This is a genomic window from Streptomyces sp. NPDC058751 (assembly GCF_042746485.1).
In the GTDB taxonomy this organism is placed as follows: domain Bacteria; phylum Actinomycetota; class Actinomycetes; order Streptomycetales; family Streptomycetaceae; genus Streptomyces.
In genome coordinates, this window is record NZ_JBHYPZ010000034.1 from 38092 (window position 1) to 55078 (window position 16987).

General features: G+C 70.1%; 11 protein-coding genes and 1 pseudogene. 5 read left to right on the forward strand and 7 right to left on the reverse strand.

What is annotated here, in order from left to right; translation table 11 throughout:
* Positions 1-54: 54 nt before the first annotated feature.
* Positions 55-1227, forward strand: coding sequence for a sensor histidine kinase (locus ACFW6B_RS28125; RefSeq protein WP_386600090.1), 1173 nt, complete (start codon positions 55-57; stop codon positions 1225-1227).
* Entirely contained in the window at positions 1202-1864 is a 663-nt protein-coding gene (locus ACFW6B_RS28130; RefSeq protein ID WP_386600092.1) for a response regulator, read from the forward strand. The genes ACFW6B_RS28125 and ACFW6B_RS28130 overlap by 26 nt, the downstream gene beginning before the upstream one ends.
* 58 nt (positions 1865-1922) lie before the next feature.
* Here the strand turns inward: ACFW6B_RS28130 and ACFW6B_RS28135 are convergent, their stop codons facing one another.
* Together ACFW6B_RS28135 and ACFW6B_RS28140 are read right to left on the reverse strand one after the other, a co-directional pair.
* Positions 1923-2360 carry a hypothetical protein gene (locus ACFW6B_RS28135; protein ID WP_386600094.1) on the reverse strand — a complete coding sequence of 146 codons (438 nt, stop codon included), beginning with the start codon at positions 2358-2360 and terminating at the stop codon, positions 1923-1925.
* A 113-nt stretch (positions 2361-2473) separates the two neighbouring features.
* Complete coding sequence (locus ACFW6B_RS28140) at positions 2474-2884, reverse strand: winged helix-turn-helix transcriptional regulator (protein ID WP_386600096.1); 411 nt, start codon at positions 2882-2884, stop codon at positions 2474-2476.
* Between the two features lie 101 nt (positions 2885-2985).
* Here ACFW6B_RS28140 and ACFW6B_RS28145 point away from each other — a divergent pair, with 101 nt between their 5' ends.
* Complete coding sequence (locus ACFW6B_RS28145) at positions 2986-3843, forward strand: alpha/beta fold hydrolase (RefSeq protein WP_386600098.1); 858 nt, start codon at positions 2986-2988, stop codon at positions 3841-3843.
* A 162-nt stretch (positions 3844-4005) separates the two neighbouring features.
* Here the strand turns inward: ACFW6B_RS28145 and ACFW6B_RS28150 are convergent, their stop codons facing one another.
* Positions 4006-5634, reverse strand: coding sequence for an ISAzo13 family transposase (locus tag ACFW6B_RS28150; RefSeq protein WP_386600101.1), 1629 nt, complete (start codon positions 5632-5634; stop codon positions 4006-4008).
* Positions 5635-6246: 612 nt separating this feature from the next.
* Between ACFW6B_RS28150 and ACFW6B_RS28155 the strand changes: the two genes are divergently transcribed.
* Entirely contained in the window at positions 6247-7818 is a 1572-nt protein-coding gene (locus ACFW6B_RS28155) for a phospholipase A2 (RefSeq protein WP_386600103.1), read from the forward strand.
* Positions 7819-7967: 149 nt separating this feature from the next.
* Positions 7968-10799, forward strand: coding sequence for a S8 family serine peptidase (locus ACFW6B_RS28160; RefSeq protein WP_386600105.1), 2832 nt, complete (start codon positions 7968-7970; stop codon positions 10797-10799).
* Positions 10800-11250: 451 nt separating this feature from the next.
* Here ACFW6B_RS28160 and ACFW6B_RS28165 read toward each other — a convergent pair whose 3' ends face one another.
* The 4 genes and pseudogenes from ACFW6B_RS28165 to ACFW6B_RS28180 all read right to left on the reverse strand — a co-directional run.
* Entirely contained in the window at positions 11251-12312 is a 1062-nt protein-coding gene (locus ACFW6B_RS28165) for a hypothetical protein (protein ID WP_386600108.1), read from the reverse strand.
* 383 nt (positions 12313-12695) lie between these two features.
* Positions 12696-14297, reverse strand: a complete 1602-nt coding sequence (locus tag ACFW6B_RS28170) for an ISAzo13 family transposase (protein WP_386600216.1) — start codon at positions 14295-14297, stop codon at positions 12696-12698.
* Between the two features lie 363 nt (positions 14298-14660).
* Positions 14661-16337: a dolichyl-phosphate-mannose--protein mannosyltransferase gene (locus ACFW6B_RS28175; protein ID WP_386600110.1), complete on the reverse strand. Its 1677-nt coding sequence runs from the start codon at positions 16335-16337 to the stop codon at positions 14661-14663.
* Positions 16338-16765: 428 nt separating this feature from the next.
* A pseudogene (locus ACFW6B_RS28180) lies at positions 16766-16903 on the reverse strand (IS630 family transposase); the annotation flags it as partial.
* Positions 16904-16987 lie beyond the last annotated feature (84 nt).

The following is a 16987-nucleotide window of genomic DNA, read 5'->3' on the forward strand; positions in this document are numbered from 1 at the left end:
CGACCCGTCCTTTCGGCCGATGCGCGGCACGGCGCGGCCCCTAGGCTGAGAACCGTGCTGCGAGACGACCTGCGAACCCTGTGGACCGAACCCCGGCCGCCCGACGCGCCCGCCCGGGTGTGGCGGGACTGGGTTCTGCTCGCCGCGAGCCTGGGCGCTGTGGTGCTGGAGGCCACCCTGCGCGAGAACGTCGTGTGGCGGCCGGTGGCGGTGGTGTTCGCCGTATGGCTGTGCCTGCTGCCCCTGTGGCGCCGGACCCGCCCACTGGCGATGGTCACGCTGGGGTTCGGCTCGGTGATCCTGCTCCAGCTGGCCTCACTGGTCGCCGCACCGCGCGAGCCCGTCGGCCTGGACACCGGCGTGGTCGTGCTCGTGCTGGTGTATGCGCTGCCCCGGTGGGGATCGGGACGGGAGATCGTGCTGGGCAGCGTGGTGATCCTCACGGCCTTCGCGCTGGGGGTCACCGCGGACGACACTCCGCCCGCCGAACAGGTCGGGGGCTTCGTCTTCCTGTCGCTGCCCGGCTTGATCGGGGCCTCCGTGCGGTTCTGGGGGACCGCTCGCGAGCGGCAGTTGGAGCAGGTACGCTCCCGCGAGCGTGAGCAGCTCGCCCGGGAACTGCACGACACCGTGGCCCACCACGTTTCGGCCATGGTGATCAGCGCCCAGGCGGGCCGGGTGCTCGCGGGCACCGACCCGTCCGCCGCCGTCGAGGCGCTGGAGGGGGTCGAGGAGGAAGGGGCGCGCACGCTGGAGGAGATGCGCGCCATGGTCGCCGCGCTGCGCGACCGCGGGGCCGGCGCCGAGCTGGCGCCGCCTGCCGGCGTCGCGGATCTGGAGCGCCTGGTGCGCACCCCGGGTGGTCGCCTCAGGGTCGACCTGGGTCTCGACGGCGAACTGGACACGCTGCCCCCGGCCGTGGACGCGGCCGTCTACCGCATCGTGCAGGAGTCGGTGACCAACGCCATGCGCCATGCGGTCAACGCGACCGAGGTCGTCGTCCGGGTCACCGCGGACCGGCACACGGTACGGGTGAGCGTGCGCGACAACGGCCACCGCACCGGCCGAGGCCGTGCCGGATACGGACTCACCGGACTGCGCGAGCGCGCGACGCTGCTCGGCGGCACACTACAAGCCGGCCCCGGCGCCGACCAGGGCTGGCATGTCGAAGCCGAGCTGCCGAGAGGGAGGACCGAGAGCGGTGCCCATCCGCGTCCTCGTCGCTGACGACCAGACCATCATCCGCACCGGGCTGCGGATCATACTGAACGCCCAGCCCGGCATCGAGGTGGTCGGCGAGGCCGCCGACGGACAGGAAGCGGTACGTCTGGCCCGCGAACTGCGCCCCGACGTCTGCCTGTTCGACATCCGCATGCCCGTGATCGACGGGCTCGAGGCCACCCGGCTGGTCGCCGGCCCGGGCGTCGCCGACCCGCTGGCCGTGGTCGTCATCACCACGTTCGACCTCGACGAGTACGTCTACGGCGCGCTGCGTGCCGGCGCCCGCGGATTCCTCCTCAAGGACACGGGACCGGACCTTCTGGCGCAGGCCGTACGGTCGGCGTCCGGCGGTGAGGCGCTCATCGCGCCCAGCGTCACCGTCCGTCTGCTCCAGGCATTCGCGGACCTGCCCGCCGGCCGGCCCGTGGCCCAGCCGGTCTCCCCCGTCACCGCCCGCGAGGAGCAGGTGCTCCTCGCCGTCGCCCGCGGGCTGACCAACACCGAGATCGCCGATGCACTGCACATCAGCCTCAGCACGGTGAAGACGCATCTGGCCAGCCTGATGGCCAAACTCGGCGCCCGCAACCGGGTCGAGATCGCGATGTGGGCCTACGAAACGCGCCGTATCCTCCCCGGAACCTGAGCCGGGTGCCGGGCCATGTCCCATGAGTCCCCGCCCGGACATCAGTGCACCGGCCGGCTCACGTCGGCTCCACGTGCCTCACCCGCCCGAGAGCGTGACGTACCAGGAGGCCGGAACCGGGACGGTGAGACACCCGATACGACAAGACTCCCGACAGCTGCCTCGCCGGTCTCCACCTGCACGCCTCGATGATCTGGATCAAAGACCTCACCAGGACCACCCGATGATCACGACTCGATACGCGCCCTGGAACCACCGCGGACAGGTGCCCTTGACGGCCGGCTTCAGGATCTTGGTGCTTCGGGCAGAACCGGGAGATGCCGTCCTCGAACACCTTTTCCTCGTCGTCCTTCATCAGCTCCTTCGCCGCCAGCCACCGCGTCGGCGACATCCCCTCCATCTCCTGCTCCCCCGACAGCCCGCGGTACCGCTTCATCGCGTGCGAAGCCGTCGCCGTACCCTGCCCGTCGAAGGGGAACGACGTGCCCGACACCATCGCGTCGACGCCTTCCTCTGGTGTCGACCTGACAAGGTGACGTGGCATCAGGGCGGCAATGACGGCTGCATCGAGTACCCCAGCCGCCAGTACTGAGCGCGGAACCGGCCTGCCTACCTCTCATCGGCCTCCTGGGCGGCTGCTTGGTTGGCGCGGTCGATCTCGGCCATGTGCTCCTCCGCCCAGGTCCGCAGCCCCGCAAGCGCGGCTTCCAGGGACAGCCCGAGTCCGGTGAGCCGGTAGAAGACCCGCGGCGGCACGGTGGGTTCGACCCGGCGTGACACCAGCCCGTCGCGGGTCAGGCTTCGCAGCGTCATGGACAGCATCTTCTGCGACACGCCGGGCATCCGGCGTCTCAGCTCCGCGAAGCGCACCTCGTCCGGTGCGGCATCGGCGAGCGTCTTGACGGCCATGGACGTCCACTTCGTACCGATGCGGTCCAGCAACTGCCGCGTCGGGCAATGGGGGTCGAACAGATCGCCGCGCACCCCGCGATCGGGGGCCCGGGCTCCTCGGGTGGTCACCTGTGGCTCACCACCTTCCCTGAAAGTGCCGTCTAGGAAGCGGCCGTTCAGTTACCTATCGTTCTGTGGTCACCAATGGTAACCATCCGGGAGGAGCTGTCATGCCCGTCACCACCGCACACCACCTGCGCCGCATCACGACGAACGGCGTCGAACTCAATGTCGCGATCGCCGGGGACGGACCCGCGGTTCTCCTGCTGCACGGCTTCCCGCACACCTGGCAGCTCTGGAGCGGCATCATGGGCCGCCTGGCCGGGCGGTACCGTGTCATCGCCCCGGACCTTCGAGGCTTCGGTGCCAGTGCGCGCACCGTCGAGGGTTACGACGCAGGCACCCTCGCCGCCGACGCCGAAGGGCTGCTCGACGCACTCGGCGAGCCCTCGGCAGCGGTGGTCGGCATCGACGCGGGCACCGCCCCCGCCGTCCTGCTCGCGCTGCGCCGGCCCGGCCTCGTCCGGTGCCTGGTCGTGATGGAGGCACTGCTCGGCCGCCTGCCCGGAGCGGAGGACGTCGTCGCGGGCGGCGCCCCGTGGTGGTTCGGCTTCCACGCCGTCCCCGGCCTCGCCGAGACCGTCCTGGCCGGCAACGAGGCCCCGTACGTCGACTGGTTCCTCGACTCGGGGACGCTCGGGCGAGGAGTACCCGACGACATCCGTGCGGCCTTCGTCCACGCGTACACCGGGGGTGAGGCCCTGCGCTGCGCGTTCTCCTACTACCGGGCCCTGCCCACGAGTGCCCAGCAGATCCAGGACGCCGTCGCGACGGCTCGGCTGACCATGCCCACCATGGCCGTCGGCTCTCACCCCGTCGGCCGCGGGCTCGAACGCCAACTCCGTCCCATCGCCGATGACCTGGTCGGACACCACCTCCAGGACTGCGGCCACATCATCCCCCTGGACCGCCCCGACGCATTGTTCGCGCTCCTTGCCCCCTTCCTCTCCGCCGATCTGCCGAAGTGACCGGAGCGGGGACTGTAAATCGTTTGACAGACCCCCACCCCGCATCCTCACCGGAGACCTCGGGCGTTCGCTTCGCTCGGTCGGTGTCATCGGCACCGACCCTGACACAGCATGACCCTCAGCCTCGCGGGTTACGGGACAGCCCTTAGGGCCTGCCGATCATTAACGTGTCGTCTTGATCTTGTAGTTGGGGTCGTTGCTGAGGGCGGCGACTCTGGCGTGAAGGGTTGCCAGGAGAGTTGGCGGGGTGGCGGCCGGCGTGATGGTGATGCTCTGTGCTTCGAGCAGTCGCCTGATCTTCAGCAGGGTGCGGTGCATGGCGGTGCGGCTGCTGTCGAAGAGCACGGCGAGGGGCTCCGCGGCCAGGTTGACGTGCAGGTGGAGCATGGTGGCCAGGACCTGGTCGTCGAAGGCGAGCCGGGGCGGGCGGCCGCGTCGGGTGTCTCCTTGCGGGGCCAGGGCCTGGATGAGCTGCTGCAACTGGTGCGAGGCCAGCCCGGTCAGTGCGGGATCGGACAGCAGCGCCGGATCCCACTGCGACGTCGGTGGCCTGCCGTTGCGGGGTGCCGGGACGGCAGGCGTCGGCTGGGGATGCAGGGCGTAGTTCCAGTCGCCGTGGAAGGCGTGACGGGTCAGCGGCAGGGCCGCCATCTCGGCGTCGCCGACGCCGATGCCGGTGGGGTAGGTGTTGGTGTCGAGTTCGGCCTTCACGCGCAGTCCGGTGCGGGTGGTGGTCGCGGCGATCGATTCGAGGATGACTTCGTGGCTGGTCAGGGGGCGGCCGCGCCAGTTCATCGTGATGTGGGAGAAGAGCTGGTGCTCGATCTTGTTCCACTTCGATGTGCCCGGCGGCAGGTGGCAGACCGTGACGGTCAGGCCGGTTTCGACGGCCAGGCGGGCGAGGTGGAGTTTCCAGGCCCGGGTGCGGTAGCCGTTGGATCCGCCCGCGTCCGCGGTGATCAGCAGCCGTGAAGCCTGTGGGTAGGCGTCGCGGCCCTGGCCGTGCCACCAGCGGCGGATCGACTCCACGGCGAACGCGGCGGTGTCGTGGTCGGTGCCGACGTTGACCCAGCCGGTGTCGGCCGCCAGGTCGTAGATCCCGTAAGGGATGGCCTTGCCCAGCTGCGGGTCGGCGAAGTCGTGGACGCGCACCGGCACCGGATCGCCCGTCGGCCGCCAGGAGCGGCCCGCGTTGCGGAAGTCTCCGATCAGCTCCTTCTTCTTGGTGTCCACGCTGATCACCGGCTGGCCGGCGTCCCGGTGGCTGCGTGCCTGCTCGTTGAGGTAGCGGAACTGGGCGTCCCGGTCGGCATGCTGGCTGCCCTCGAGCGTCTTGGCATTGGCCTGCAGGCGAAAACCCTCCTGCCGCAGCAGGCCGGCGACGGTGTCCGCACCGACCCGATGCCCCCGGCGGGTCAGCTCGGCCGCCAGCGTGCGGGTCGACTTGATCGTCCACCGCAACGGCGACATCGGATCCCCGCGCTCGTCCGGCTCGACCAGGCCCAGCAGTGCGGTCCGCAGCCCGGGATCGAGGTCTGCGAGGTGTTTGCGCCCACCGCCCGGCCGCCGCACCCGCCCCGGCAGACACTCGCCCGCCTCCAGGTCAGCCATCCCCCTGCGGATCGTCGTCTCGCTCACCCCGGCCGCCCTGGCCGCAGCCCGGACACCACCGTGCCCCAGCCCGCAGGCCTCCGCCGCCATCAGCAGCCGCCGCTGCCGCTCGTCCAGATGCGGGAACAACACCGCCAACTTCACGGAAAGTTGCTCACGAGTCTCGTCCGGGATGCGCATACGACACCAACGAGCCCCAGCCCACAAAGCAACATCTTAATGATCGGCAGGCCCTAAGGGCTGTCCCGCTTCCGCACCGCCAACCGGAAGAGCCGGGCGGTGTGCATGCAGGGCGCGTGGGACGACCCCCCGGCGGTGCCTGCGGGACCGGGACAATTCACCGATGTCGTCCTGCTCTTGCTCGCCGACCGCCCCGGCCGAGGCCACCGCGCGCCGGGTCTTGCAGCACATCGACGGCGACGCGCTCGACGACGCGATCGGCGCCCGGTCCGCCGCCCGGGACGAGGACGGCAACGCGGGCGCCCCTTTTCGTCCGCGGCGTCGCCGTCGAGGACGCCACCGGCCGCACGTCGCCCGCGTCGACGCCCCCGGATCCGACCGGCCAAACACACGGCGCGGGCACATTACTTCGCCGAACCACCACCACGCATGAGTACGCGTACTCAGGTAGTTCCCCCACGAAAAATGAGTTGATCATTCGTCAGTCCCGCCGCCCAAAGCCCTTGTAACCGCTCTCAACGGAGCCCTAGGGTCTCGACCAATCCACCAAGTCGATCTAAACCAGGGGGACTTGTGCGCAGAACTGCGCTGCCTGCCATAGCCGCTCTGTCCTTGTCACTGCTACTTCCGCAGCAGGCATCGGCGGACACCATCGACCAGCCGCTCGCCACGGGCGAGATCCAGCAGATCGGCCCCGGCCTGTACTACTCGGAGACCCAGTCCTTCGAGATCGCGGAAAGCGATGCCTCCGAGGGCCTCATGGGCCGCCGGCACAGCGTCGTCACCCAGACGAACGGACCCGCCCTCCCGCAGTCGGCCCCCGCGACCCGCCCCGACCTGGGCGTCTTCGGACCTGGCTGGCAAGCCGAGTTCCTCGGCGGCGCCCTCAACCGCAAGCTCGTCCAGCAGGGCACCACCGTCACCGTCACAGACCTGGGCGTGGGTGAGTCGCTCCGCTACGACCGCACGAGCAGCGTCTCGTTCCCCAGCGGCGGCGGGGTCAACAAGTACGAGTCCAGCGAAGGCGACAAGATCACCGAAACCATCCGGTGGGACGCCGCCGCCGGAGCTCTGACCAGCTCCATCGTCGAGACCATCGGCGTGGACCTGGCCACCACGGAGGAAGGTGACGACACCTTCACCGACGCCGACGGCAACCCCGTACCCGCCGCCGACCTGAAGCCCACCTACACCTGGAAGCAGGCCGCCCCGGGCGCCGACCGCTGGCGGGTCACCGGCGTCGGCAGCACCGCCAACGGCACCACCACCGTCGGCTACGACACCCAGGGCCGCGTCTCCACCATCACCGAGCCGGCCGCCGCGGACACCCCGGCGGAATCACTCGCCGTCAGCTACGCCGCCGCCACGACGGCCACCAGCACCACCCCCGGCGACTTCACCGGCCGCGCCAAGGCGATCACCGTCACCACCGGCGCCACCGTCCAGACCGTCGCCCGCTACACCTACGACTCGTCCGGCCTGCTGCGCGCCGTCACCAACCCCGTCGAGAGCGGCGAGCCGGTGGCGTCCTACACCTACGACACCACCGGGCGCCTGTCCGACATCAGCTCACCCGCCAACGGCGCGTGGGACCTCACCTTCCCCACGGCATCGGCCGCCCCGGACGTCGAGCCGACCGGCCCGGCACGGCCCGCCGGAGGATCGGAGATCGAAGGCGCACCCGGCCTCAACGAACCGAACACCCCGCCCCCGGCTTCGGACTTCGTCAACGGTGAGATCTCCGACCCACAGGCCAACCCGCGCCACTGCTCCACCGCGGGGAACTGGATGTGGTACGAGAAGAACGGCTGCGCCTCGAAGGTTGCGCACTACGGCTGGCACAACCCGCACTGGGTCAAGACCCCCGGCAACTACTGGGTCGTGGGCATCCTCGAGGACCACTGCACCAGCGCCCTCGACAAGCCGAGCGGCTTCGACTTCCGGGCCTCGTGCGACATGCACGACTACGGCTACGGCCTGATCGGCAACACCTACAAGGGCTACACCTACTACCTCGACCGCCACAAGAAGTCAGCGGTGGACGCCGTCTTCCACACCACGCTCCGTGACCGCACCTGCCCCGCGTACAAGAAGAAGACCAGGTGCCGCGCCATCGCGACCACCTACCACACCGCGGTCAAGTACAGGGGCAACCCGAAGAACGGCGCCAACGCCACCCACTGATCCCCGCGCCACCCGCCGACGGGATCGCACCCGCGCGAGGGCCGGACGGCGGACCGTTCCGTCCGCCGTCCGGCCCTGCCGCGCCCCGCACCTTCCACGCTGACATCCCTGCGGGCCGAACCGTGCCTGCTTCCCCCTGGAGCGAGACCTTGAAGAGACCGATGTGGACCACGGCCATCACCGCGGTGATGGCCGTGACCCTCGGCGCGATACCCACCGTCGCCCACGCCACCGCCCCGCAGGACGCCCCTGCCGCCACCGACACTGCCGGCGGACCGATCGACCCGCCGCTCTACGACAAGACCGCCGCCGGCGAGACCGTCCGCGTCAACGTCGTCACCGAGAACCGCTCCGACCTCGCCGACGCGGCAGCAGCCGGGCGTACGCTGCAGTCCTTCGACGAGTTCCCGGTCGTCACCCTCAGGGTCGACCGCAGCGGCCTCGATCAGCTCGCGTCCCGGCCGGGCGTGGTCAGCGTCACCGAGGACGTCCCCGTGCTGCCGTCACTCGACCACAGCGTCCCCCTCATCGGCGGCGACAAGGCCGCCCAGGCCGGCCTCACCGGTGCGGGCAGCGCGGTCGCCGTCCTCGACAGCGGCGTCGCCACCCGGCATCCGTTCCTGAGGAACCGGGTCACCGCCGAGGCCTGTTTCTCCCCCGCCGACCCCGGCTTCTCCGCCACCAGCCTGTGCCCCGACGGCACGGAGCAGCAGGAAGGTCCCGGCACGGCCGACTCCGAGGCCGGCGCCTGCGCCACCATCCCCGCCTGCGACCACGGCACCCACGTCGCCGGCATCATCGCCGGCAACGGGAAGGACCTCACCGGCGCCCCCGCCTCCGGAGTCGCCCCCGGCGTCGGCATCGTCGCCATCCAGGTGTTCAGCAAGTTCGACTCCGAGGACGTCTGCGGGCCCGGCAGCGCCCCGTGCGTGGCGAGCTTCGACAGCGCCCAGCTCGCGGGCCTGGAGAAGGTCCTCCAGCTGAAGCAGGCCGGAACACCGATCGTTGCGGCGAACCTGAGCCTGGGCAGCGGTGGCCGCAACGCCGTCGCCTGCGACGACGACCTGCGCAAGCCGGCCATCGACAGCCTGCTCGCCGCCGGTGTCGCCACCGTCGTCGCGGCCGGCAACAACGGCCACCCGGACGCGGTCAGCGCTCCCGGCTGCATCTCCTCCGCGATCACCGTCGGCTCGACCACCAACGACGACGAGCTGTCCGCCTTCACCAACCGCGGCCCCCTCCTCGACCTCCTCGCCCCCGGCACCGGCATCACCTCCTCCGTCCCCGGCGGCCGCTACGCCGCGATGAGCGGTACCTCGATGGCCGCCCCCCACGTCGCCGGCGCTCTCGCCGTCCTCCGCCAGAAGTTCCCCGACCAGAGCATCACGGCTCTCGCGTCGCACCTGAGGAGCACCGGGAAGGCCATCACCTACACCGGCGCCACCACCCCCCGCATCGACATCACCCGAGCACTCGCCGTCACACCCGGCAGCACACCCGAAAACCCGCCGGACAACACGCCCGAGGAGCCGGACGGCACCGTCGTCGACTTCAACGGCGACCGGATCGAGGACATCGCCGTCGCCGACCCCAAGGCGACGGTCGGCGGCAACGCCAACGCCGGTCTCGTCCGTGTGGTCTACGGCGGCGGCAAGGGAACCCTCGAGATCAACCAGGACCTCGGCTGGGTGGCCGGCGGCACCGAGCCCGGCGACGGATTCGGCGAGTCCCTCGCCACCGTCGACTACAACAAGGACGGCTACACCGACCTGGTCGTCGGCGCCCCGGCCGAGGACTCCGGCTCCACCGCCGACGCCGGTTTCGTCGAGATCCTGTACGGCGCCCCGGGCGGTATCGGCACCGGCGCGCTGAAGGACACCCACCTCGAACAGGGCGTGGGCGAGGGTGCCCTCGGCTTTGCGGCACCCGGCGCGGGCGACCGTCTGGGCCACTCCCTGGCGGCCGGCACCACCAACGCCGGCGAGCCCTTCATCGTGATCGGCACACCGGGCGAGGCCGTCGAGACGGCCGCCAAGGCGGGCGCCTTCTTCTACGTCCACGGCAGCACCAGCGTCCGGATCACCCAGAACAGCAGCGGCGTCCCCGGCGGGGTGGAGGCCAACGACGGTTACGGCACCGCGGTCGCAGCCGACTCCAACCACTTCGTGGTGTCCGCCCCGAACGAGGCGATGGGCTCCAACGCGGGCGCGGGCGGCCTGACGGTCTTCGACCCGAACAAGCTGTCCCAGGGCATGCCGACGCCGCTGTTCGGCCTCGACCAGGACCAGGACACCGTCACCGGCGCTGCCGAGCCGGGCGACGGGTTCGGCACCTCCCTCGCGATCGTCCCCTACCGTCCGGCGGGGACCCCGGCCCCCACGGAGTCCATCCTCGCGGTGGGCTCACCCGGCGAGGACCTCACCGTCGACGGCACCGCCAGGGCCGACGCGGGCAATGTCATGACCTTCCGCATCACCGCGAAGGGCACCTACGGCCAGATGAACTACTACGCGTCCGGCACCAACGACGACGACGTGACCGGCGGCTCGGAGGCGGGCGACCGCTTCGGCCAGGCCCTGGCCGCGGTGAACTCGAAACCGGACACGGTCAGCATCCCTGATGCCATGACGCTGGCGGTCGGGATCCCGAACGAGGTCCTGAGCGGCGTGACGAAGGCGGGCGCCGTCCAGACGTTCGACCTCCTGGGCGCACCCGGCGCCAACGACCGCTGGCTCCGGGCGGGTTACGGCGGCATCCCCGGCAGTCCCGGCGCCAACCAGCAGGTGGGATCCAGCATCCACCTCACCGGCAGCCGGTTGTACGTCGGCATGCCCTACGGCCCGGTGGCCTACGGCGTGCTGTACTCCATCCCGTTGCCCAGGGCCTGGGCCGGCGGCTCGGTCCCCCCGGTCATCACCTACCGGCCCGGCGCGGGCGGTCTCCCGGCCGCGGGGTCGAGGTTCGGAACCGTGGCCCGCTGACCGGCACCACGACCGGCCGGCCCCGCACCGGTCGGACGGTGATCCCCCGGCCGTGACTGCCGCGTGGCAGAGACCGATCCCCACGCGCCGCGTGTCAGGCTCGCCCGCACGTGCCTGCCGAAGTCGCGGGACACACCTCGTGCGCGCCGTGTCACCAGCGCCCGGCCAGCCGCCCTCCTTCGGTCCCTCGGCAAGTCGAGGGACCGAAAGGGGGCGGTGTCCTCCGCTCGGGCCGGCCGCTGGTCCAGCCGACCTGACGGCGGTTCATGCCGGTGAACCGACGGAACCCTCGCGGGCGGGTGCGGCGGGGCGGTGCTCTCCGCGCGAGCGGAGAGTGTGCGACGTCTTGTGAGTCCTTCCGGGTCCCACTGCGTTCCCGACCTCTTGGCCGGGGAGTCCGCCCTCTTCTGGTCCGCGAGAGGGGCCGCGAGAGGGGCCGCGACCCGCGCGGTCAGACCTCCGCCATCCGGCGCCTCGCGGTCAAGTAGTGATCGCTCCGGGGGTCGGCGAGGGCGGCCAGGCTGGCGAGGACGAAGCCCGCCGCCGTCAGCGACGTCAGGGCGAGCGCGATGCCGATGGCCACGGCCGGACCGGGCGGCAGGACGGCCGCCTCGACCTGCCCGTCGGGGGCGATGAGGCTGATCACGCCCGCGAAGGCGGCCATCAGGGCGAGCAGCAGGAGGAACACGAGCGGGCCCGCGCTGAGGACCCTGGCAAGTCGGGCACCGCCGCGCCGGCCCTCCCGTGCCCTCACCGCTCCCAGGCAGGCCAAGGCCAGCGGCACGACGACGAACAGCAGCGCCACGGCCCCGAGAACGCCCAGCAGGACTCCCAGGTCCGGGTCGTCACCCATCGCGGACAGCGGGTAGAACCCGATCGATCCGCACGTGCCCAACACGCTCAGCACCAGCGAGACCAGGAAGCGCCGGGGGGCTTTCCGCAAGGGCCCGGGGGCTTCGGGGCCGAGCTCGGCCGGTGCCGTCCGGGCCAGGACGCGGTGGGCCAGCCAGCGGCGGCCAGGACGGATGCCCAACAGGATCGTGCCGATGAGAAGCGCGAGCACGAGTGCCGAGGCACTGTAGAAGCCCAGCAGGGCCGATCCGCGGACGACCTCGTCGAAGTCGTCACCGAAGCCGACCATCGCGAAGTAGAGAACGAAGCACAGCGCCCAGGGCAGCAGGGCCCCGGCCACCCAGGCACCCGCCGATCGGCCGCGGTCGAATCCGGCGAACACGGGTGCCAGCGCGACCAACAGGGCAACGAACGCGACCAGGCCGAGGACGGCGAACATGCCCGGGGCCAGCGCGTCCCCCTCTGGATCAGCGGAATCACCGACCCGTACAAGAGCACATATCTGCGCGCCGGCCGTCGTGGTCAGCAGCAGCCCGAGGGCGGCCATGACCAACGCGATGACACCGACGACCAACGCCCAGGGTGAGCCCGGGTCGGCCTTGGTCGGCGCCTGCGGCGGCATCAGGGGCTGCGGCGATACGGAGTACGGAGTCGAATGCACAGCGGCACGATATACGCGCGTCGCTACGGCATGAACGGGCTCCCCGACCCCGCGGGCTCCGACGCGGAGGCGGGCGAGGACGCGCAGGCGGGGGCGGCCGTGTTCGGCCGGCGGTGCGGCGGCGGTCGGTCCAGGAGGACGCGTCGGGTGAGGTCGTCGAGCGGGCGGACGTAACCGATGAGGCAGCACCGGAGTTCACCCGGAACACACGGGTCGAAGCCCTCCAGAAAGCCTGGGCACCCGTGGGTTCCCGACGAACAACTCTCAGCTCCGCTGAACCCACGGGACTCCAGGCCCTCAGGACTGGTGGAGCCGTATGTTCAGGTGCCGCGTATTCGTTGCGCGGCCGAGGCAAACGGTCGCTCCTAAGGGCGTGCAGATCTTTAACTCGTCTTTTTGATCTTGGTTGGGATGGGGTTGGAAGCGAGGAACGTCGCGACGTCGGCTGGTGTGCGGAAGCGGGCGGTTGAGGTCTCGACGTGGTGGCCGTGTGTTTCCAGGAGTGGGCGTACTTCCTGTTTCGCTCGGCTGATGGTCATGGCGGTGACACCGAAGAGTTGCCCGAGGAAGTCCATGGTGGCGAGTTTGCGCAGGTGGAGCACGGTGACCAGGACTCGGTCGGCTGGGGTGAGCTTGGCTTTGGCACCTGTGCCGGGGGCGACCGTGCGCTCGTGACCGCGGCGCTTGCGGAGCACTTGCTCGCGTTGGACCTCCAGCGCGGGAGTCAGCGCGTCGATGAGATTGCTGAACTGCTGGCGGGTCATGCCGGTCAGCTCAGGGTTCTGCAGCGCATGCTGCGTGAGTGTGGGCGCCCTGTTTGCTGCGGCCTGGCCTGACGGGTTGTTGGCCGCCGTCGCGTCCCGCGGATGCTGAGGGTGGAGGGTGTAGTTCCAGTCGCCGTGGAAGCGGTGCCGGGTGATCGGCAGGGCGGCGATCTCGTCGTCGCTGACCTGGACGCCGGTGGGATACCGGTTGGTGTCGAGCTCGGCGTGCACGGTCAGACCGGTTTTGGTGGTGGTCGCGGCAATGCTCTCGATGATGACTTCATGGCTGGTCAGGGGCCTGCCTCGCCAGTTCATGGTGATGCGGGAGAACAGCCGGTGCTCGATCCGGTTCCACTTCGATGTTCCGGGAGGCAGGTGACAGACCGTGATCGCCAGGCCGGACTCGGCGGCGAACCGGGCGAGTTCGGTCTTCCAGGTGCGGGTGCGATAGCCGTTGGAACCACCCGCATCGGCGGTGATCAGCAGCTGGCCGGCCGTCGGATAGGCGGCCCGCCCGGCGCCGTTCCACCAGCGGCGGATGGACTCGACGGCGAACGCGGCGGTGTCGTGGTCGGTGCCCACATTGACCCAGCCGGTGTTCGCGACGACGTCGTAGATGCCGTAGGGCACCGCTCTGCCCAGCTCGCGATCGGGGAAGTCGTGGGTGTCGACCCGCACCGGCTGGCCTCTGGGCTCCCATTCACGGCCGTTTTTCTTGAACGGGCCGACCAGTTCTTTCTTCTTCGTGTCCACGCTGATCACCGGAGCTCCGCCGTCCTGGTGGTTGCGGGCCTGTTCGTTGAGGTAGTGGAACTGGGCGTTCCGGTCGGGGTGCTGTTTGCCCTCCAGAGTCTTGGCATTGCTCTGGAGGCTGAAGCCTTCCTCACGCAGGAGGTCGCCCACCGTGTCCGCGCAGATCCTGTGGCCTTGGCGGGTTAACTCCCCGGCCAGTTTGCGGGTGGATTTGGTAGTCCAGCGCAGTGGCGACATAGGGTCCCCGCGGACGTCGGGTTCGACCAGCGTGAGGAGTGCCTCGCGAACAGCCGGGTTCCGGTCGACGACGCGTTTGCGACCGGCGCCGGGCCGCCGGATGCGTCCCAAAGGAGCCTGGCCGGAGTCGAGTTCTCGTACTCCGACCGACACAGTGGCTTCGCGGACACCAGCGGCGCGGGCGACTGCTCTGATCCCGCCGTGGCCAAGAGACTGGGTCTCCGCCCCTATCAACAAGCGACGCTGCCGCTCGTCGAGATGCGGCAGAATCGCCTCGAACTTGGCCTGCCAACACGGCCCGATACCCTTCCAACCTGCTCATGGCAGGCCAACGAACCACCGAGCGAAAAGCTACGAGTTAAAGATCTGCACGCCCTTAGCGGGTCCTCCTCTTCCGCACATGCCCGAATGAGTGCGCAGCGCTCTTCCCGCTTGTACTCACAGCCGTGGAGATGCGTGATCAGCCAGTTCATTTTCGCAAGAAGGCCGTCTTCGCGCGTGCGGGGAGCAGGTACGGCTTGCGGCCGTACTTGACTGTCCGCTATGTCGGGCTTCGGCCTTGATGAGGTCGATCTGGGTGGCGGGTGACTGGGCTCAGATCCAGGTGTCGAGCCACATTCTGGCGTGCCAGTCGGCGTACGGGATCGTCTGTCCGGTGTAGACCGGGAAGAAGTAGATGAAGTTCCAGGCGATGAGCAGGACCAGCAGGCCCGCGGCCACCGCACCTCGTATGCGGCGCCCCTGAGTCGCTCCCGCAGGACCCAACAGGGCTCCCAGCATCATCGTCACGGCCAGGCACAGGTAGGGCACGAAGACGACCGCGTAGAAGGAGAAGATCGTGCGGTCCTGGTAGAGGAACCAGGGCAGATAGCCGGCACCTACCGCACAGAGGATCGCGCCGGAGCGCCAGTCACGGCGCAGCGCCCATCGGTAGAGCAGGTACACGAGTGCGCAGCATGCCGACCACCACAGGAGCGGTGTTCCCAGGGCGAGGATTGCCTGTGTGCAGCCGGCCGTCGCGTGGCATCCGTCCTGCCCGGGTGCCGGCGACTGGTAGTGGAACAGCACAGGGCGACCGAGGACCGGCCAACTCCAGGGGTTCGACTGGTACTTGTGGGGAGTGCTCAGGCCCACATTGAACTGGTAGACGGCGTGCTCGTAGTGCCACAGGCTGCGCAGCGGAGCCGGGATCCACGACCATGTGCCACCCCGGGCGTCCGCCCAGTGGCGTCCGTAGCCGTTGTCGGACAGGAACCAGCCGGTCCATGCCGTCAGGTACGTCAGGACAGCGACCGGGGCGAGGGACAGCACCGACCAGCCGAGGTCCTTACGCAGCGCCGCGCGGTAGGGGCGGTGCGCTCCTGCCACGCGGCGAGCGCCGACGTCCCACAGCAGGGTGAGGATCACGAAGAAGGCGAGGAAGTACAGGCCGTTCCATTTGGTCGAGGCCGCCAGGCCCAGGCACAGGCCGGCGGCAAGCCGCCAGGGTCGCGCTCCCGTCCCGGCACGGTCGCCGGTGTGTCCGTCCGGGCGCACCCGGCCGTCCTCGTCGACCGGCAGAGCTGCCGCGAGCCGGGCCCGCGAGCTGTCGCGGTCGATGAGCAGGCAGCCGAACGCCGCCAGGACGAAGAACATGACGACGAGGTCGAGCAGCGCGGTGCGGCTCATCACGTAGTGCAGACCGTCCACGGCCATCAGCGCTCCGGCCAGGCAGCCCAGCAGGGTCGAACGGAACAGGCGGCGTCCTATTCGGCACAGCATCAGCACCGACAGCGTGCCAAGGAGCGCCGTCATGAAACGCCAGCCGAAGGGGGTGAGGCCGAAGATCCACTCGCCGAGGACGATGACCCATTTGCCCGTCGGCGGGTGCGCGACGAAGGACCCGGTGTCGGAGAGCGGGATCACCTGCGGACCGGCGAGGATCTGCGGGTCGGAGACCTTGCTGCTGGGCCAGGTGCCCTCGTAGCCGAACCGCAGCATCGACCAGGCGTCCTTGGCGTAATACGTCTCGTCGAACACGACCGCCCGCGGGCTGCCCAGGCGCCAAAAACGCGGCAGCCCGGCCAGGAGCGCCACCAGCAGCGGCCCGCCCCACTGCGACCAGCGCGCCAGCCGGCGCCCCGCTGCCGGGGAGAACCCGAGCGTGCGCCAAAGCCATGACCCGGGTTCGGGAAACGGCACGACCAGGCGCTCGCGCACGGACACAGACGGACGCCCGACGTGCCCGAAGTCCCGCAGCCGCCGCTCCCAGGAGGCCGGCCGGCCATTCACCCCCTCCCCTGACTCGTCGACCAACACGGGCGTTTTCTCATGGATCACTGGTGAGCCTTCTCATGTGGAGGACAGGACGAGCGGGAGCAACTGCCCGGCAATCGGTGGTCGGTGGTCGTCACGCCGGCTCAGGCCGGCCCTCGCTGACCGCGACTGCCTGAACCCTGACAAGACGCAGCCTGGAGGAGGTTGAGGCCGACACCGGCCCGAGCGTTGAAGAACGGTGCGTTATCGGCCCCCTCTTGCGGCCAAGGCGGAACGGGCACACGACGGAGCAGGCAGGAGACGGCGCCGGACCGACGTGGCAAAGGACAGAACAAGCCCGCCGCGCCCTCACGTTGGACACGAAATTCACCTACCAGGAGCGATCGGAGTCCCCGCAGGTTCCGCGTTTCCCGAACCGGTAACCCACTTCGGCGCAAACCGTGCCGGTGATCGCCCACCGAGGCGAGCAGCATCATCGCCCGCCGGTAGCGCACCGAGTTGGTGCTGCCCTGGCGCACGATCTGCTGCAGCTTCTGCCCTTCCCGGTCGGTCAGTCTGCGCACGCGGACAGGCTCTGCCACCGCCCCTCCAGCGGTCGGATCGGATGTCACTCCACATCCAACCGCCACCGCCATCAACCCGGCGAACCTACGCGGTCAGAGCAC